Origin of the sequence: Amycolatopsis sp. NBRC 101858, assembly GCF_030269325.1 — a bacterium.
Lineage (GTDB): Bacteria > Actinomycetota > Actinomycetes > Mycobacteriales > Pseudonocardiaceae > Amycolatopsis > Amycolatopsis ponsaeliensis.
Map to the genome: position 1 here is coordinate 286,193 of NZ_BSTD01000007.1, position 15,894 is coordinate 302,086.

8 protein-coding genes are annotated in these 15,894 nt (G+C 66.3%); 5 read left to right on the forward strand and 3 right to left on the reverse strand.

The genetic code is table 11. From position 1 onward, the window contains the following. Positions 1–9 precede the first annotated feature (9 nt). From QSK39_RS44810 to QSK39_RS44820, 3 genes are read right to left on the reverse strand one after another with little or no spacing between them, the layout of a single operon-like run. Positions 10–342, reverse strand: a complete 333-nt coding sequence (locus QSK39_RS44810; protein ID WP_285483903.1) for a hypothetical protein — start codon at positions 340–342, stop codon at positions 10–12. Next, positions 332–7,276, reverse strand: coding sequence for an RHS repeat-associated core domain-containing protein (locus QSK39_RS44815; protein WP_285483904.1), 6,945 nt, complete (start codon positions 7,274–7,276; stop codon positions 332–334). The genes QSK39_RS44810 and QSK39_RS44815 overlap by 11 nt, the downstream gene beginning before the upstream one ends. 51 nt (positions 7,277–7,327) lie before the next feature. Next, positions 7,328–11,353: a LamG domain-containing protein gene (locus tag QSK39_RS44820; RefSeq protein ID WP_285483905.1), complete on the reverse strand. Its 4,026-nt coding sequence runs from the start codon at positions 11,351–11,353 to the stop codon at positions 7,328–7,330. Between the two features lie 680 nt (positions 11,354–12,033). On the opposite strand from QSK39_RS44820, the gene QSK39_RS44825 reads away from it, so the two are divergent. The 5 genes from QSK39_RS44825 (at position 12,034) to QSK39_RS44845 (ending at position 15,776) form a co-directional block, all read left to right on the forward strand. Further along, positions 12,034–12,459 carry a hypothetical protein gene (locus tag QSK39_RS44825; RefSeq protein WP_285483906.1) on the forward strand — a complete coding sequence of 142 codons (426 nt, stop codon included), beginning with the start codon at positions 12,034–12,036 and terminating at the stop codon, positions 12,457–12,459. Positions 12,460–12,894: 435 nt separating this feature from the next. Then, positions 12,895–13,326, forward strand: a complete 432-nt coding sequence (locus tag QSK39_RS44830; RefSeq protein WP_285483907.1) for a hypothetical protein — start codon at positions 12,895–12,897, stop codon at positions 13,324–13,326. A 502-nt stretch (positions 13,327–13,828) separates the two neighbouring features. Then, positions 13,829–14,245: a hypothetical protein gene (locus QSK39_RS44835; RefSeq protein ID WP_285483908.1), complete on the forward strand. Its 417-nt coding sequence runs from the start codon at positions 13,829–13,831 to the stop codon at positions 14,243–14,245. Next, entirely contained in the window at positions 14,238–14,675 is a 438-nt protein-coding gene (locus QSK39_RS44840) for a hypothetical protein (RefSeq protein WP_285483909.1), read from the forward strand. Before QSK39_RS44835 ends, QSK39_RS44840 begins: the two co-directional genes overlap by 8 nt. Positions 14,676–14,732: 57 nt before the next feature. Continuing rightward, positions 14,733–15,776, forward strand: coding sequence for a DUF4192 domain-containing protein (locus QSK39_RS44845; RefSeq protein WP_285483910.1), 1,044 nt, complete (start codon positions 14,733–14,735; stop codon positions 15,774–15,776). Positions 15,777–15,894 lie beyond the last annotated feature (118 nt).

Genomic DNA, 15,894 nt, shown 5'->3' on the forward strand with positions numbered 1-15,894 from the left:
CTGCGGTCGCTAACTCAGTTCTTCCAAGATGCCCTGCGGTCCCCCATTTTCAAACACCGCTTCAAGCGCCTGAACCATCCCGGAAATTCCACCAGATCGCACGATCACCAGGTCTGGACACCGGAAGAAAGTCCCTCCTCGATTCTCTCCCGTGTCAGACCAATGCATCATGATGCGCTCAATCTCAAGGAGCGTCATAAATGTCGCGCTCCATCTTGAACCGTCAGGCAGCGTCAGTTCGGCATCAACGTTCTCCACGGTCTCCGCATCGTCGCCAGCCCCCAGCATGAACAGGGCCCTGAACTGGCGAGTCTCGACTACATGGAAGGGGCTATTGGCCATAGAGCTGCATCAACCTCGCGATCACCTTAGACTCATTTCCCTTGTCGGACTTGCCGACAATCTGAATTCCGCCGTCCACGTTTCGAAAAAACAGTCGTCCACCGTTTGCACCGCGAGCATAGGTGACATCAGTGCCCGCGAGCGCCTTTGAGCCAATCCCCGGGTTCATATTTCCATTAGAGAGCTGGCTGAACAGGTTATCCAGATCGCGCTGTACGGCCTGATTCTTGCCAGCCTGCTGCGCAGCCTTGGTAAGTAGTGGGTCGCCGCCAATTGCCGACAACATGGGAATTTCGCAGCCCGTGTTGTGGACAAGGACCGGCGTCGTACCCGCAAGGACATAGTACGTGTGAACATTTTCGACAGTGAGGTTGTAGGTGCGGTTGGTCGCAGTGTAGCGACGCAGGGCTTGTATAGCGACCCGACCGCCGCCCGGTGCGGAAAGTTGATCATCACCCTTGAGGTTGGCGGCGTCGGTCCAAGCGTGAGTAGATGTATCCCAGAAGGGGTGGTGCGCCGTCGTCACGACGGTTCGCGGGCCGGCGGAGGTCGAAACTGTGACGTCGACGAAGTCGTGGTCGTCCTCGGTAACGTGCAGCGCAGTCACGACATGGTGTTCGATGAAGCTGTCGTCGGGCTCGGCGTTCCTGACTTCGTCGCCGACCTTGACCTCGGCGATCGGCTTGCTGGTGCCGTCGGCCATGAGCACCGGCGTGTCGCCGGTGAAGCTGTTCTTCCCGACACACGCGGCCGCTGCGCTCTCGCCGCCAGCTGCTTCAGCGGCGATCTTTGCGGCGACGAGGGAAGCGCCGTAGTCCCCCAGCGCACCCGCGCCTGCACCGGCCGCGACGGCGCCGCCGGCACCGACCGAACCTTCAATGGCCGCGATCGATCCGATCACGAGCTCGCCGCCGATTCGAGCCAGCAGACCGACCGCTCCCCCGGAGGCGAGCAGCCCGACCACCTCGAGAGTCTCTTCGAGGGTGGGTGGCGATGGATCGCAGGAGCGGATATCGGGGAATTCGGAGCAGAACGCAGCCGCGAACTGATCATAATCCGGCGGACGATGATCCGGTGCCTGCAACGACCAGTTGGCGAACTGGGTCTCCCACTTGGCCCGCCGTTGCTTCGGTGACATGAGATGGTTCTCTTTGCCGACGAAGGCGGGATACGTCGGTCGGGTCTTGTGCGTCACCGCGTAGAACCAGTTGCGTGCCACGCCGACGTTGTAGCGGTAGGCACGGTCCCAGGCATCGGGGCTCATAGTGCTCATCGCCGCAGAGCCGACGTACGCGGGACGCCCGTCGATCTGCAGAACCAAGCCGGTGGGGTCACTGAACGACACCGGGCTGTTGTTGCCGTAGCTATAGGCGTTGAGCGCCTGGGGGTTGCTGGTGTCGAGCACCGGGTCCGCAGTCATGAACCGCCCGGTCAGCGGGTCGTAGTCACGAGCACCGATATGGGTGACACCGGTGGTGTTCCGATAGCCACCCAGGAAGCCATGCTTGTCCGGCCAGGTCGACGGCGGGGTCCCGCGGTCGGTCCCGTAGGGGTCCTGCCAACGCTTCGTCACCGCAAGATTGGCCGCGTCGACCGAAGCGTAGGGGGTGCCGTGGTGATCAGCCAGCTTCCAACTGATGCCACCCGAGCTGGTGCGGGTCGCGATGACCTGACCGTTGTAGCTGTAGAAACGGGTACCCGAGGCGAAGAAGCCACCCGTGGGCACCCACAACTCCGTGTCACCGATCGACAGTGTCGTACCGGACGGGTCCTTGGTGATGAGCAGGTTGCCGTCGGCGTCGTAGAGGTAGCTGCTGTCGGCGCCGTTGGCTTCCTTCGCCGTGGCGACGCGCCCCTCTGCGTCGTAGGTGAACGTCTGCGCGGAGCCGACGGGACCACGCGACTCGGTGCTGCCGACGTCGGTGTAGCTGTAGTCGGTTTCGGTGGTCCCGCTGCCAGTCCCTGTGGTGACGGCCTTGACCGCGTGGGGACGTTTCTGGCCGGGATCGGGGTAGGTCGAAGTGCTGGTGATGTCACCGGTGGCGGTGTGCTGAACCTGGGTCTTGCGGTTGCCGGTGTCGTCGAAGGTCCAGGACGTCCAATAAGGCGCCGCGCCGCCGGTCCCCGCCGCGGTCGGCTGCGTGGCGCAGTCACCCGACGATGGCGTCCAGGCGTCGGTGAGCCGTTGCAGGTAGTCCTGCCGGAAGCACTGCACGTCCGCCGGCTCGCCGGGTGGGCTGTCGGCGATCTTGGTGACGTTGCCGACCGGGTTGTAGGTGTAGACGCGGTTGGCGATCCAGTAGTTCGACGACGTCGAGCGCTGGGCCTGGACCGTCGCGAGCCGGTTGGTTCCGTTCTCATAGGTGTTGGTGACTGCGACTTGGTAGGGACTCGCGGAGTCGTTGAAATCGGTGCGCAGGGCCTGGCCGAACGGGTTGTAGCTGGTGTTCGAGACCAACTTGGTCTCGGCGCTCGAGTAGAGGGTCTTGGGCGCACCACCGGTGTAGTAGTCGAGGTACTGCGTTTCGCCGGGCAGACCGCCGGCTTCAGGGCTACTGATGGTGCGAACGGCACCGGAGCCAGGGTCGTAGGTGGTGAAGAAGTTGTAGGTCCCAGAGATGCCCCGGTCCCCGGTGGGAATGGTGACCCTGCTGCCGGTGACCCGGCCGGCGGTGTCGTAGCCGGTGGTCTCCTTGGTGTAGGCCTTGGCGCCGACGTAGCGGGTGGAGCTGGTCGGCTGCCCGGGCAGCAGGGTGTCGTAGGTCCAACCGGCGAGCTTGGTGCCCGTCGCGGCCGGGCCGTCGTACTCGAATGTCTTGCGGCCAAGGTTGTCGTAGGTGTAGCTGATGAGCCGGTTGCGGGCATCTGTAGTGGTCAGCAGACGATCGTCGGCGTCATAGGTGAACATCGTCTTGCCGGTGTCCGGGTCGAACGATGAAACCTTGCGGTCGTGCAGGTCGTAGTCGAAAGTCCAGACGTTCTTGCCGGTGGTATCGGTGACCGTGGCCTGTTGTCCGCTGCGGGTGTAGGTGTACGTCGTCGTGTCGGCGGGTGAGCCGGACGTGTACTTGGCCGGGTCCTTGTACTGTAGGAGCTGGACGGTCTGCCCGAGCCCGTTGGTGACCGTGGTGGTAGCGGTGCCGCCGGCGGGCGGGATCGTGGTCGTGCGATCGCCGTCCGGGATCGTTGTAGTGCGCCACTGTTCGACCGAGTTGAGCAGATAGGCGCTGGCACGAGAGGCACCGGCACTGTCGAACGTCGTCAGGGTGGTGTTCGGGACCGAGGCGTCATCGGTGACGTAGAGCGTCGCCGACGGGGCCGAGCTGTTGAAGTAAGCGTTGTGGGTCTTGTAGGCCCGGCCCTGGGAGTCGAAGTAGGTGTCGGTGATGATCCGGCCGGGTATGTCGTCGGTTCGGGGCGCCTGGGTTTGGATTGTTCGGCCGAGTCCGTCGTAGAGCGTGTACGACGTCGCGTACTGCCCGTTGGCGAGCAGGGTCTGCGCAGCGACATTGCTGACCCCGCCGCTATTGCGGACGCTGTAGGTGAAGATGACGTCCGCCGGCGCGTTCGCCACCTTGCTGTGCCCGGGCTTCCACACCGAGATGATGCGGCCGAGCGCGTCTTGCGTGGCGTCGGTGCGCAGGCCGCTGCCGTCCTTGCCCGCGATCGAGATGCCGGAGACCGGGTCAAGGTACTTGGTCGAGGTCAGTCGGGTGGTGTTGGTGGCGCTGATCGGCGGCGACGTCGTGTCCACCTGGGTGAGCGGTCCCCCACTCACCGGGGTATAGGCAGTGGTGGTGGTCAGGCCGAGAGCATCGGTCGCACTGGTCGGACGGCCGTAGTCGTCGTAGCCGGTGGTCGTGGCCGGGGTCGTCCACTTCTCGGCGCCGCCGGCGGGCCAGTCGTCGAGGGTGTCGGTCCGGGTGAGGCTGCCCTTGGTCGGCGCGGCGCCGAAGGCCTGGGTGTCGTAGTAGTTGCGGACGTCGCTGATGATGTTGGCGGGGCCAGCCGGGTTGACTGCGGTGTCGCAGACACCGGAGATCTTCCGTACCTGGCTCGGGAAGCTGACCAGCCACGCCGCGGTGTTCTCCAGATACGTGGTGGTGGCGCAGGTGGTCTGCTTCGGGTCGCTGATGTCCCCCTCGGTCTGCACGGTGGCGGGCAGGCCGTACTTGCCGTAGGCGGTGTGGGTCCGCGAGACCCGCCAGGTCTTGGTGGTATCCAGCCAGGTGCGGGTACGGCTGGTATCGGTGTCGACGTAGGCCGACGTGCGCCCGTAGGCGTCGGTACCGGTGGGGTCTGACACCCGAGGTTCGTTCACGGTGCCGCCGATGACCTGGCCGTCGCGATAGGTGACCGTCTCGCGAACGAAGCCGGCGACCTCCTTGCGATCGGCGAAGGACTCGTGCCAGTTGTCGCTGGCGACCGTCGCACCCTCCATGCCGCGGAGGTAGAAAGTCTCGGTGACCACCGGCGGCCCAGCGGGGTCGCCCGCCTGCCCGCCGAGCCCGGTGGTGGTTTTAACGTCGCCGTATCCGCGCCATTGCGACCACGTGCGGTACTTCGGGTCGGTGAACGGGTCGTCGTCGTAGTGCCAGGCCGCACCGCCGCGGTAGTCGTACTGGGTGACCGTGTGCTGTTCCTGACGAGTGGTGTGCGCGTCCTCCTCGACCAGTTTGACCCGGAACTTGTTGAAGTAGTCCAGGACAGGGTCGTTCGCACCCGGCGGAGTCCAGTACACCGGGTAGCAGGACAGCTTGTTGTCCTTCAGGTTGGCCGGATCAGGCATCGTGACCCCGGGAACGCACTCGGGGTCGTAGTAGGCGACGGTGGTCAAGCCACCTTGGGGGTTGGTGATGGCATCGATCCGGTTGCGGGTCAGTGCGGTGTACTGGCTTGCGCCGACGCGGTTGGCCATCGATAGCGGATGGAACGTCGTCGGTGGCAGCGTCACCGAGTTCCCGACCGTGTTCGGGCTCGCGATCTTCCCTGTCTCGGTGACCGAGGCCAGCCACAGCGCGGTCTTGTTCCCGTCGGTGGTGGATGGGAACGACTGCGTGAGCGCCCACTCCCGGGCGGGCTTCCAGCCGGTACCGCCGTCGGAGACCTGGGTGGTGATCTTGGTGTAGCGCTTGCGGGTGAAGAAACTCGGCGAGCCATACGTGCAGACAGCGCCTTGCGCGCAGATCGTCTCCGAGGGTACGTCCGGCCAGGACGTGGCGGTTCCCGCGTTCAGCTGGCCCGGATCGCAGGTGACCGCGCCACTCGGAAAGCACCGCTCAGCCGAGTCGAACAGGACTTGTGCGGGTGCGTGGCCGAACGTGTCGCCGAACTTCGTGTTGAACCCGTACTCGATCTTCTGCAGGTACCCACCACGGGTGTAGGGCGTGCCGGGGTTGTTCGCGGTGGAAGCGTTGCGGTTGAGCCCATAGTAGTTCGTCTCGGGCTGGTAGTAGTAGGCGATCGCGTTGCCGTGCGGGTCGACGACGTAGTCGAGGTTCCAGCGCCACGCGCGGTTGCACCAGGACGCGGCGTAGGTCGCGGCGTTGCACGGCTCGTTGGTGTTGTTGCCGAACACCGGCACAGTCCACGTCGACTGGGTTTCCGCCTTGCCCGATGCCCAGCCGGGCAGGTGGTTGAGGCCGAAGAAGTACTGGACACCATCGGGGGTGGTGACCTTCCAGTACTCGCCGAACTTGTCACCGTTGGCGCCGCCGGTCAGTCGCTCGACGCGGGTGCCGTCGTCGTCCTTCGGATGCCAGGTACTCGTGTTCTTGTCGAAGATGAGGTCGCCGTTGGCTCCCGAGAAGGAGATCGTGGCGTTGTCGTCGAACCAGCACAGGTCGCCGGTCTTGGTCTGATTGTTGTTGCCACCGAGATCCTGGCCGCAGCCCTTGTAGCGGCGTTCGATGAACCCGCTGCCCGAGAGGTTCCAACCATCGCCGATGCCCGAGGCCTGGTTGTTGGTCGCCGAGGTGAGACCGTCGACCGCGCTCGAAGAATAGTTCAGGCTGACCGTCGGGCCGGTCCCTCCGACGGCGGCGGGGGTGCTGATCGGGTACGAGTAGGTGAAGTCCGCCGAGGAGCCACCGGCCTTCCAGGCGCCGGCCGGCTTGAGGTCGGTCGCGGCGAAGTCACCACCGCCGCCCTTGGTATCGGCCTCGGCCGCGACCACCATCGACGTCGCGGCTGGGGCGGCTGTACTGCGCCGTTCGATCGTCGGAGCGACGGGGAGGGTGACCTCTGCGGTGACGTGGCTGCTCTTCGTGTCGTTGGCCGAGTCCAGCGGGGTGCCGATGTGGCATGCAGGTTTGTCCGGCGTGGACAGCAGGCAGGAGGGGTACTGCACGAGGTGCAGGCGACCGCCGAAGTCACCGCCGTAGGCCTCGCCGAACGAGCGGTAGTCGACGTCGAGCTCGACCAGGCCGCCGGTGTCCCCAGCCTCGGGCGTCACCTGCATGACGACGCCCTTGATGCCCGTTTTGGCGATGGCAGGCTGATCGAGAGTCGTCACCCTGACCTTACCGGCGGCGTGCGCATCGCGGTCTGCAGCCGGCGTGGCCATACGCTTTTGTCGCTGGCCGTGGCCGCGAGAGACGATCACCGGTTGCCCCGGCGCTCCTTGGGCAGGAGTCGTCGCTGCGGCGCTGGTCGCGGGCAGCTCGACGTCGGCGCTGGTTGCGGCGGGCCAGGTCACCGTCGTGGGAACCGCCGAGGTTGATGGCACGGAGGGGGCCGGCCGCAAGCCGCCGTCTGTGCCGTCGACCGACTGGGTCTGCTGCAAGGGCGGCAGGTCCCAGCCGAGACCGTGCCAGCCACCGACAGCCGCTTCCGCGGCCGCGGTCTGCGCCGAGCCGAACATGACAACGGCAACGCCGAGCGCCGTTGCCCGTCTCCACTTCGTGGAGCGCCCAAAGCCGCGCGAGAAACTCATGTCAACCTGCCTAGGTCCAGCCGGCGTTCGACACGCCGAAGTCAAAAGGGGCTAGTGGACGATCCCGAAGAGGTCGCCCGGGTCGTCGACGCGCCGGTCGGCGTTGATTCCGTCGGTGCCGCGGAGCCCCGAGTACACGCGTATACCGGCGGCGGCTCCACTGAGAATGTTGGTCCGTTGCCCGGTCCAGACCCCACTCCCGATCAACGGGCCGCCAGAGCCGGCGCCCACGTTGACCCCGGTGGCGCTTCCGGACGAGGTAAAGAACTTGCCCTGTTGCAGGGTGCCGTTGACGTAAAGGGACATCGTCTTGGTCGCGGCGTCGTAGCTCGCGGCGAGGTGGGTCCACTGGTTGTCGACCGCGTCGAGGTCGCTGTACTCCGTAGCTGCGTCGACCCCGCCCCCAGCGTTCGGCACGGTCAGAATCAGGCTCCAGGCACCGTGGTCGCGTCCGTTGGTGTCTTTGTAGGGCCGGTAGCTGAGGAAGAACGGCGAAAACTGGGCCTCGTCGGTGCTGATCAGCGTTCTCGTCGCTGGGTCGACCGCACCCTGAGCGGCGGCGTCGGCCGCGGTCCAGGTGTGCTTCACCCAGCCTTCGACGGTAAACGACTTGTCGGTGCGCAGGTTCGCAGGCCGCGGTGCGGCCAGCCGGCCCGTCCAGGTGTTGTCGAACTGGGCGGCGCAACCAACCGGATCGCCGCCGCTGCCGGCCTCGGCCGCGAGCGACACACCGCCGCTGGCCGCGGCCGCCCCGTACGTGACCGTGTCGACGAAGTTCAGGCCGTACATCGCGGCAATCTGGTCATCGGTGAGGCTGTGCGACCACACCTGCCCCTGATCGAGCATGCCCTTGAACAGATTCTTCGTGCCGGACTCGGCACCGAGCAGCAGCGGCCCGTTCGCCGTCCAAGCCGCCGCGACCGTGGCGTCCGCTTCATGTGCCCCGTTCACCGACAGCCGTAGGTGTCGGGTGGTCTTCTCAAACGCCGCAGTGAGCAGCGTCCACGTGCCGACCTGCGGGGCCGACGTCCCAGTCGCCCACGTTATCGACGCCGTGGCATCATCGGCCGGGGACATTCCGAACGCCCAGCGGTTGGCCGTCTTGTCGTAGCGGACGACGAAGTTGGCAGCGTGAGTCCCAGTCTGGGCCAGCACGGTGTGATCGGTAGTCAGATCGCCGAGGTTGACCCAGGCCGACACGGTGAACGACTTTGCGGTGTCGACCACGGGCCCTGCGGTAGTGCCCGAGCCGCTCACGCCGTCGAACTGCAAGCCGCCACCACTGTGACCCTGCGCCCATGCATACCCGCCGGTGAGAGAGATGGTATTGCCGTACCCGGTGCTGTCGCCGGCCACGCTCCCGCCGGTCTCCCCCAGTGTCCAGCTCGCCTGCAGCGACGGGACACGCGACGTCGCGGAGGTCAGCTCCGGACCGCACCCTTCGGCGAGGCCGTAGTTCGCCAGCGGAACGGCGACGTTGGCAAGGTCGTGGACGTCCTGGGCGGACAGCGTGCGCTGCCACACCTGCAGGTCATCGAGCTGTCCGTGGAAGAAGTCGGTGCGCGCCCCGGCCCACTTTCCCGCGCCGAGCACGGCGGGACCGGTTGCGGCCCACGGCGCGGCGATCACGGTACTTTGCCGGGCGCCGTCGACGTAGAGCGTGGCCACCTGGGTCGACGCGTCATACGTCGCCGCCAGATGCGTCCACACCCCGACTTGGGGTGGGCTGCTCGAGACGGCTCGCACGTCGCCTGGTGCGGCTTGGTCTCCCGCCGTGACACGCAGCGCCCAGGCGTTGCGCTCCTTGTTGTACTGCAGGATGAACGGCGCCGACTGGCTGCCATCCTGCGCGAGGACGGTCTGCGAGTGCGTGGTGTCGGCGAGTTTCGCCCACGCCGCCACCGTGAACGACTTCGATGGGTCCAGCACACGGTCGCCGGTCTGGGCGTAGCCGCTGGTGCCGTCGAGGCTGATCGCGCCCTTCACGCCGTCGCTGTAGCCACCGGTGTCCGGGTGGGTCCAGGTGGTGCCGTGGTTGTAGCCCGGCTGCCGGGTGACGCCGCCGGACACCGTCGCCGGGTGTGCGGTCAGACCCGCATTGTCCGGTGTGGACGAGGCGGTGTCGGCCAGCGTGCTTCCGGACGGCTCTTCGGCGCTCCACGCGGCGACCAGACCCTTGCTGGGGGTCAGCGGCTGGACGTGGTAGGAGCACGAGGGGCCGTCCAGTGCAGGGTTGGATCCCGTGATGACGACACAGGTCGCGTTGGGGCTGGGCATCCCGGCCTTGTTGACCGACTTGACCTTGATCAGGTTCTGGTTGCCGTTGACCGCGATCGTCTTCAAGGCCACGGTGGCAACCATCTTGCCGTTGGCGTCCGTGCCCTGAACCGCCGGCGCGGTCGGCGAGCCTTGCGGCTGCGGCTCCGAACCATCGGTCGTGTAGATGAAGTGGTCGATGTCGTAGAGCCCGTCGGTGGCCATGTAGGTCCACACGCTGAAGTCGGCCTCATCGCCTTGGACCTTCGGGTCGGTCCACGACGCCATTGCGAGGTTCGGTGACAGCGGCACTTTCGAGTCGACGGTGAACTCGCAGTTGCCGACCCAGTTCGACCACAGCTCACCGTCGTAGGCCTGCATCGACCAGTTGTAGATCCCGTCCTCGTTGATCCACCCCGACGGAACCGCGGCCAGCTGCGCAGTCCCCTGCTGGTTCGGCCCCGCAGTCCCCACCGGCACCAGATTGGCGGCGTTGTCGTGGATGTAGACGTTGTGGCCGAGCGCGCCGTACGCGACCGCGAACTTCCCGTAGACGGTGCCACCGTCCGGATCGGACACCCGGCCCGCGATCTGCGGCGTCTTCGTGTAGACCCAGGGCCGGTTCGGGCCCGAGGTGCACGGCAGTTGGCCGTTCTGCATCGTCAGGCTCGCCGGCGGGTTCGGGTAGGAGTCGTAGTTCACTGCGAAGTACGGGTTGAGGTCAAACCGCCGCCACGCCGCCATACCATCGCCGTCGTTGGCGGCCGCGAGGGCGAACCACGTGTTCTGCCAGCGATTCGCGGCCGCGTCCTTGGCCGCCCGGGTCGCGTCGAACACGCCCGCGACATTCGGCGCGTCGTGGCAGTTCGCGGTGTTCATCGTCGAGACCTGGTAGACCCAACCTGGCTGCGCGTTCCACCGGGTATCGGAATTGGCCGGGTTCGACAGCCATAACCCAGTCGGCGCCGGAGAACAGCTGGCGCTGTGCTGAATCGTGGTGTTGAGCGTGGCACTGTGCACGACCGTGCCGCCGAGTCGCGCGGAGTTCATCTGGATGTAGGACCGCGAGGTGCCCGCGCTGTCGTAGTTCTCGTAGCCGGCCTTGAGATTCGACAAGTCACCGATCGTAGCGTTCCAGTTTCTCGCCTCCGGGTAGCCGGACTGGACGACCACGTGCGCCTGGATCCCGCACGAGTCGCACCAATAGCCCGGGTCCAGCGACACCGGGTACCGCGTTGCCGGGTCGGTCAGGAACGCCTGGTCCGGAGTGATGGTCACCTTGTCCTGAGTGAGCGCGAGGTCCATCACGGCCTCGCGCCGACCGCCGCCCTCACCGACCTGCTGTTCGGCGGGCGAACCGTCACCGGATGAATCCCACATCCGCGTCGCATCACCGGAGAAAACGACGCCACCGGAGGTGTCCTTGACCTCGAGCCCGTCGGTCGGCGCGGCCTGCGCAGGAGTGCCACGACCTTCCCCTTCGGCGACCGAGACCGTGGTATTGCGGGTGTGGAGACCAAACGGGATCTCACGCAGTTTCGGGTTCTTCGCCGCTTCCGGCGTCTTGATGACCAGATTCTCCGTGAAGCCCTCCGGTACGGCCTTCACCGTCAAGTCGACGCCGGGCAGTACTTCCCCGTAGGTGGCAGTGTCGCCGTCCAGTGTCGGTGCCGGCAGGTCGCTGGTCCACTTCAGACCGACTTCCTTGCCGTCCTGACCCGCCTGAACGATGGGCACGGTCGCCGAGCCACTGCCACCCGGGTTGAGCTTGACGTCGACCGCGACCGCCTTCGGGCCGACCGACCCGTCCGCCCGCCGCACCAGGGTCGTGTCGACCGGCGTCCACGCCCGGCCTGCTTCACTCGGACCGGGTGGACGTACTGCGTCATGGTCCACGAACCGTCGGGGTTCGCTGTGGTCTGCGAGGTCTCGGTGGTCTCCGAGGTCACCTCGACTGGCTTGCCCCCTTCACGGGCATACGCCGCGGCGGTGACCTCGTCCGGAGCCGAGTCCGGAACAGCCACAGGTGCGTCGGCATGAGCCGGCCCGACCGTCACCACGGTTCCGGCAACAACCGCCGCACAGAGCAAAAGAGCGCGCCAAAGCGCACCACGACAACGCACGAGATCCCCCTCGCCAAGAGCAAACCAGCACACAGCCGGGCCCCCGACGAACCCATGATCACCCTTGCCGATCCGACCGCGCAGGGAAATAGGCCAAGAGGGGTATTTACCGCATAGCCACTAGTCGCATGAGTATCTCTCCACGATCCCAGATCCGCCATTCGCGACAAATCGGTCATTAGACCCATGTCTGCGTCAGGCGCGCGACGGCCAGAAAGTTTCCATCCATCTCGCCAACGGTCATCTTCTTCCCCTTGCGGCCGACTGCCGTTGTCCACCGCTTCTCTGGGCAAGCGGTGAAAGTCACCATAATCAGCGCGTTTCAGTAACGCCGCGCGTTGATCAGGCGATGCCGTCAGGAACGAAGGAGCAATTGACATGACCGAGCTCGACACTGGACAGCAGCAATGCGCGGCCACGTCGCCCCGACGAAACCGAGCGCTACTGTACGGTGGGATCATCGCGACTGTTCTGATCGTCTCCGTCGGCGTCACCCTGCTCATCGCGCTCCCCGACGGCCCGCCACCGGTCGACTACTCTGTTTCGGTCACCGGCAACGTCAGCGCCTCCTGGGTCTCCGATGACAGCGAGGGCACGCTCGACCTCACCAACTTCGGCAACTCCGACACGATCCGGGCCGGCTCGCTCACGCTCACCGTCAAGTCGAACATGCCGAGTGGCGCCAGCTGCAGCATCATCGACCTGGACGCCAATGTCATCGATGTGCAGATGGCGTACCCCGCGCGCGGCACCAGCGGCAAAGACGCATTGGTCACAGTCACCTGCAGAACCAACAAGCACTGACCAATCTCGCCCTCAACACTTTCACTCGCGGTTAGGCAAATAGGCGGTCAAAGTCTGCGAGTAGGTCCTTAGCTACCAAGAATGCGACACACCGCAGTCCTGACCTACCTCTGGGCCGACCAGCCGGAGAAACAGCGAACGATCGAGATCACCGGGCCGGGCGCCGCGCGCCTGACCCGATCACCAGAAAAGCACAACGCGGCCCGAGACCGGCACTGCGCAGATCTTCTGTCAGTCCGCAGCAGTCCCAGGCCGCGTTGTGCTCACCAGGCCCCATTCGGGCTCGCCTGCACCACCCTGCGAGGCGACCGAGGCGAACTCAAGCGACAAGAGCTGGCGCGGACATGACGTTCCTCTTCGCGGCGGCAACACGGAGCAGCCTTGTCCAATTGAGACAGAAGAAGGTCATCGGGATGCCCGGAAGGGCTCCTCACCATGGCCTCGACGGCATCATTGTGCGCACTACGAGGCGATTGTGCTTGTGACGACCAACCTTGTTTCCCGGCCCAGCTTGGCGAACCTCAGCTCATAGCCGAAGAAAATCGCAGTCACCGATACCACACCTCGACGCCTCAGTTTCGTCGCGCCGTCGCCGAATGGGTCACCATCACCGCCCAAGCCACCTCCGACCGTCTGGACTTTCACTGGGACAGCGAAGACCTGATCATCATAGATGTTGCCGCGGCCAGCCCCGAGCCCGAGCCCATGCCGACCTACGAGCGCATCCAGCCGGATGCTGACGGCCGGTACATCTTCAACGCCGAGTTGCGGAACGCCCATGACGCCGCTGCCAAGCACCTCGATAACACCACGCACGCTGCGCTGGCCTCCTGGCCAACAACGATCCGCAATCATTTGACACCCTGATCCGCTACGTAGTCGAGAATACCCACCACGGAGCCGCGAATCGGCCTACACCACCGGCCCAAGACACCGACTCCGAGAAGACGCACCATGAGTGAGGACTACGCTGGGCTCTCGGCGCGCTGCGACATGGAGGTAGCGCGCCCCGGCCAAGAGGCCAGCCGCGAACTTCGCGCCAACGAAGAATTTGCCCTCATTCTGAGCGATCACGACAACGACTTGGTCGTTGTCGTCGACGGCCACCCGGCGCAGCTGCTCACCTTTGCCGACCGCACCCAACAGGCACTGGAAGAACGGGTCGACCTCGCCGAGACTCGCCGGCCGGCCGTCCACTGGCACCGACGCAACCCAGGCACTCCGGTCGCTGCGAACGACCGCCGCCAGCAAAGCACACCCGAGCCCTCGGGCGACAACTTCCTTGCCACGTCGCGTCAGCTGACGGGCGCCCGAGGACTCGGGTGTGCTCGGGAAGGCGGGTTCACCCGCACCCGACCCGGAGGTACCCGTGACTGCATCCACCGTCCACACCGGTCCGTCCAACGACACCAACTCCAATTTCGAGCGGGCATGCCGGCTGATCGAAACCGAACTCGGCGGCCGCCGGCTCCCTCCGGAACCTCGAACCTGGCTCGACGACCTCGCTCGCACCCGGCGGCACAAGACCGCGCTCATCACCGCGGTCTGGAACAACTGCTTCCCCTCCGGTGTCGTCGAAGCCTGCCGGGTCGTCGAAGCGATCTACCCCTACCTCGATGCCGACGGGCGCTGCACCGACGCCGCGGTCACCGCCGCCTGGAACATCCTCGAACCCGACGCCCACACCTGGCCCGAGCACTTGCAGGACCAGCGGCGCTACTTCACCGGCAAGTGCCTGAACCGCGCGCTCGCCGAGGCGAACTCGACGGTGACCGACCATGCCTGAGGACCGGTTGTGGTTCACCCCCTACGACTGGAGCCGCTCCTACCTGCTGCCCGAGTCGGTCACCTGCAACATCCCCCACCGCGGCAGCCTCGGCGGCTACGGCGCCTGGAACGTCGCCCGCGGGATCCTCATCGAGCTCTGTCATGCACTGCCGGCGACTCCGGTCTCGCTGGTCTACGACGAGCCCTTGCAGCGACGTGACCACACCCGGATCGCCACACGGATCACCGCGCACGCCCGGCGCACAGACGGGCAGGACGTGCGCGTCATCTACCGCAGCGAACGCAGCGACATCGAGCCATGGCCGGAGTTCTGGAGCGTCGCGGTCAACGGGTTCATCCCCTCCTCCGGCCACGATGTCCGACGGCCGTCGCCGCCGTGGATCGCTCACACCGCCGCGCAGACGCTACGCACCGAACTCGGCCACTGATCCCCGACCCGGTCCCCCGCCGACAGCCCTCGCACGCTCTTCTCGGGAAGGACGTTCATGTCCCTCACACTCGCCAGCACCACCGCCGTCGTCGCCAGCATCCCGGCGCTCATCGGCTTCGTTCCCGACGACTCCCTGATGCTGATCACCACGCTCACCAACGACGACGGCACGGTCACCACCGGCCCGCTCACCCGAATCGACCTCACCCACCTCACCGGCCACGCCGACGACTGCGTGCGGCAGTTCAACCGGCAATGCGGCGACCTGCCCGTTCTCTGCGTCACCGGCATCCTCGTCCGCACCGTCGACGAGGACGCAACGAGCGACGACACGCTGCCGCTGCGCGCCGAGGTCGACACCGTGGTCAAGCTGCTGGCCGGACACGGTTTCACCGACGTCGACCTCGTGCACGTACCGGCCATCACCGAGGGCGCGCGCTGGCGCTCCTACCTCGAGGCCGACCGCTCCGGTGTACTGCCCGACCCCGCGACCACCGCCGCCGCGGCGGCCGCCGTCGCCGCCGGACACACCATCGCCGCCTCTCGGGACGACCTCGCGGCGCGGTTCACCCCCGCACCGGAGCAGCTCCGCGCCCGTCTGCAGCCCCGCATCACCGACGCCGTCGAACGTGCCGTCATCGACCAGCACGGGCACCTCGCCGCACACGCCCGTCTCGCCCGCGCCGACGCCGCGATCCGCGCCGCCACCCACGGTAACCTGCCCGCCGACGACGCCGCCATCGCCGATCTCGCCGCGACCTTCGCCACGCTGCCGTTCCGCGACGCCCTGCTCGCCGTCCCCGACCACACCGCGCGCTCGGCGGCCGGGAACCTGGTCCTGCACCTGTGGCGCCACAGCTGTGACCCGATCGCCGGCCAGCTCGCCACGGTCATCGCGGTGCACGCCTACCTGCGTGGCGACGGAACAGGCGCGCGGATCGCACTCGAGAACGCCGACCCCGAGCAACCCATGACGGCGCTGCTCTCAACTCTGCTCCACCACGCCGTCCCGCCGTCGAAGATCCACCATGTGATCCACAACGCCAGCGCCGACGCTCGTCGCACGCTGCTCAGCGAGCCCGCGGTCGATCAGGCATAACGCCACCCCCGCCACGCCGCTCGCTGGGGCTGGGTACGCGAGGATACGTGCCCACCGACCGAACGCCCGTCGCACGCAACCTGGACGGCCGTGGGTGACGGCACGACGGCCGATGGTG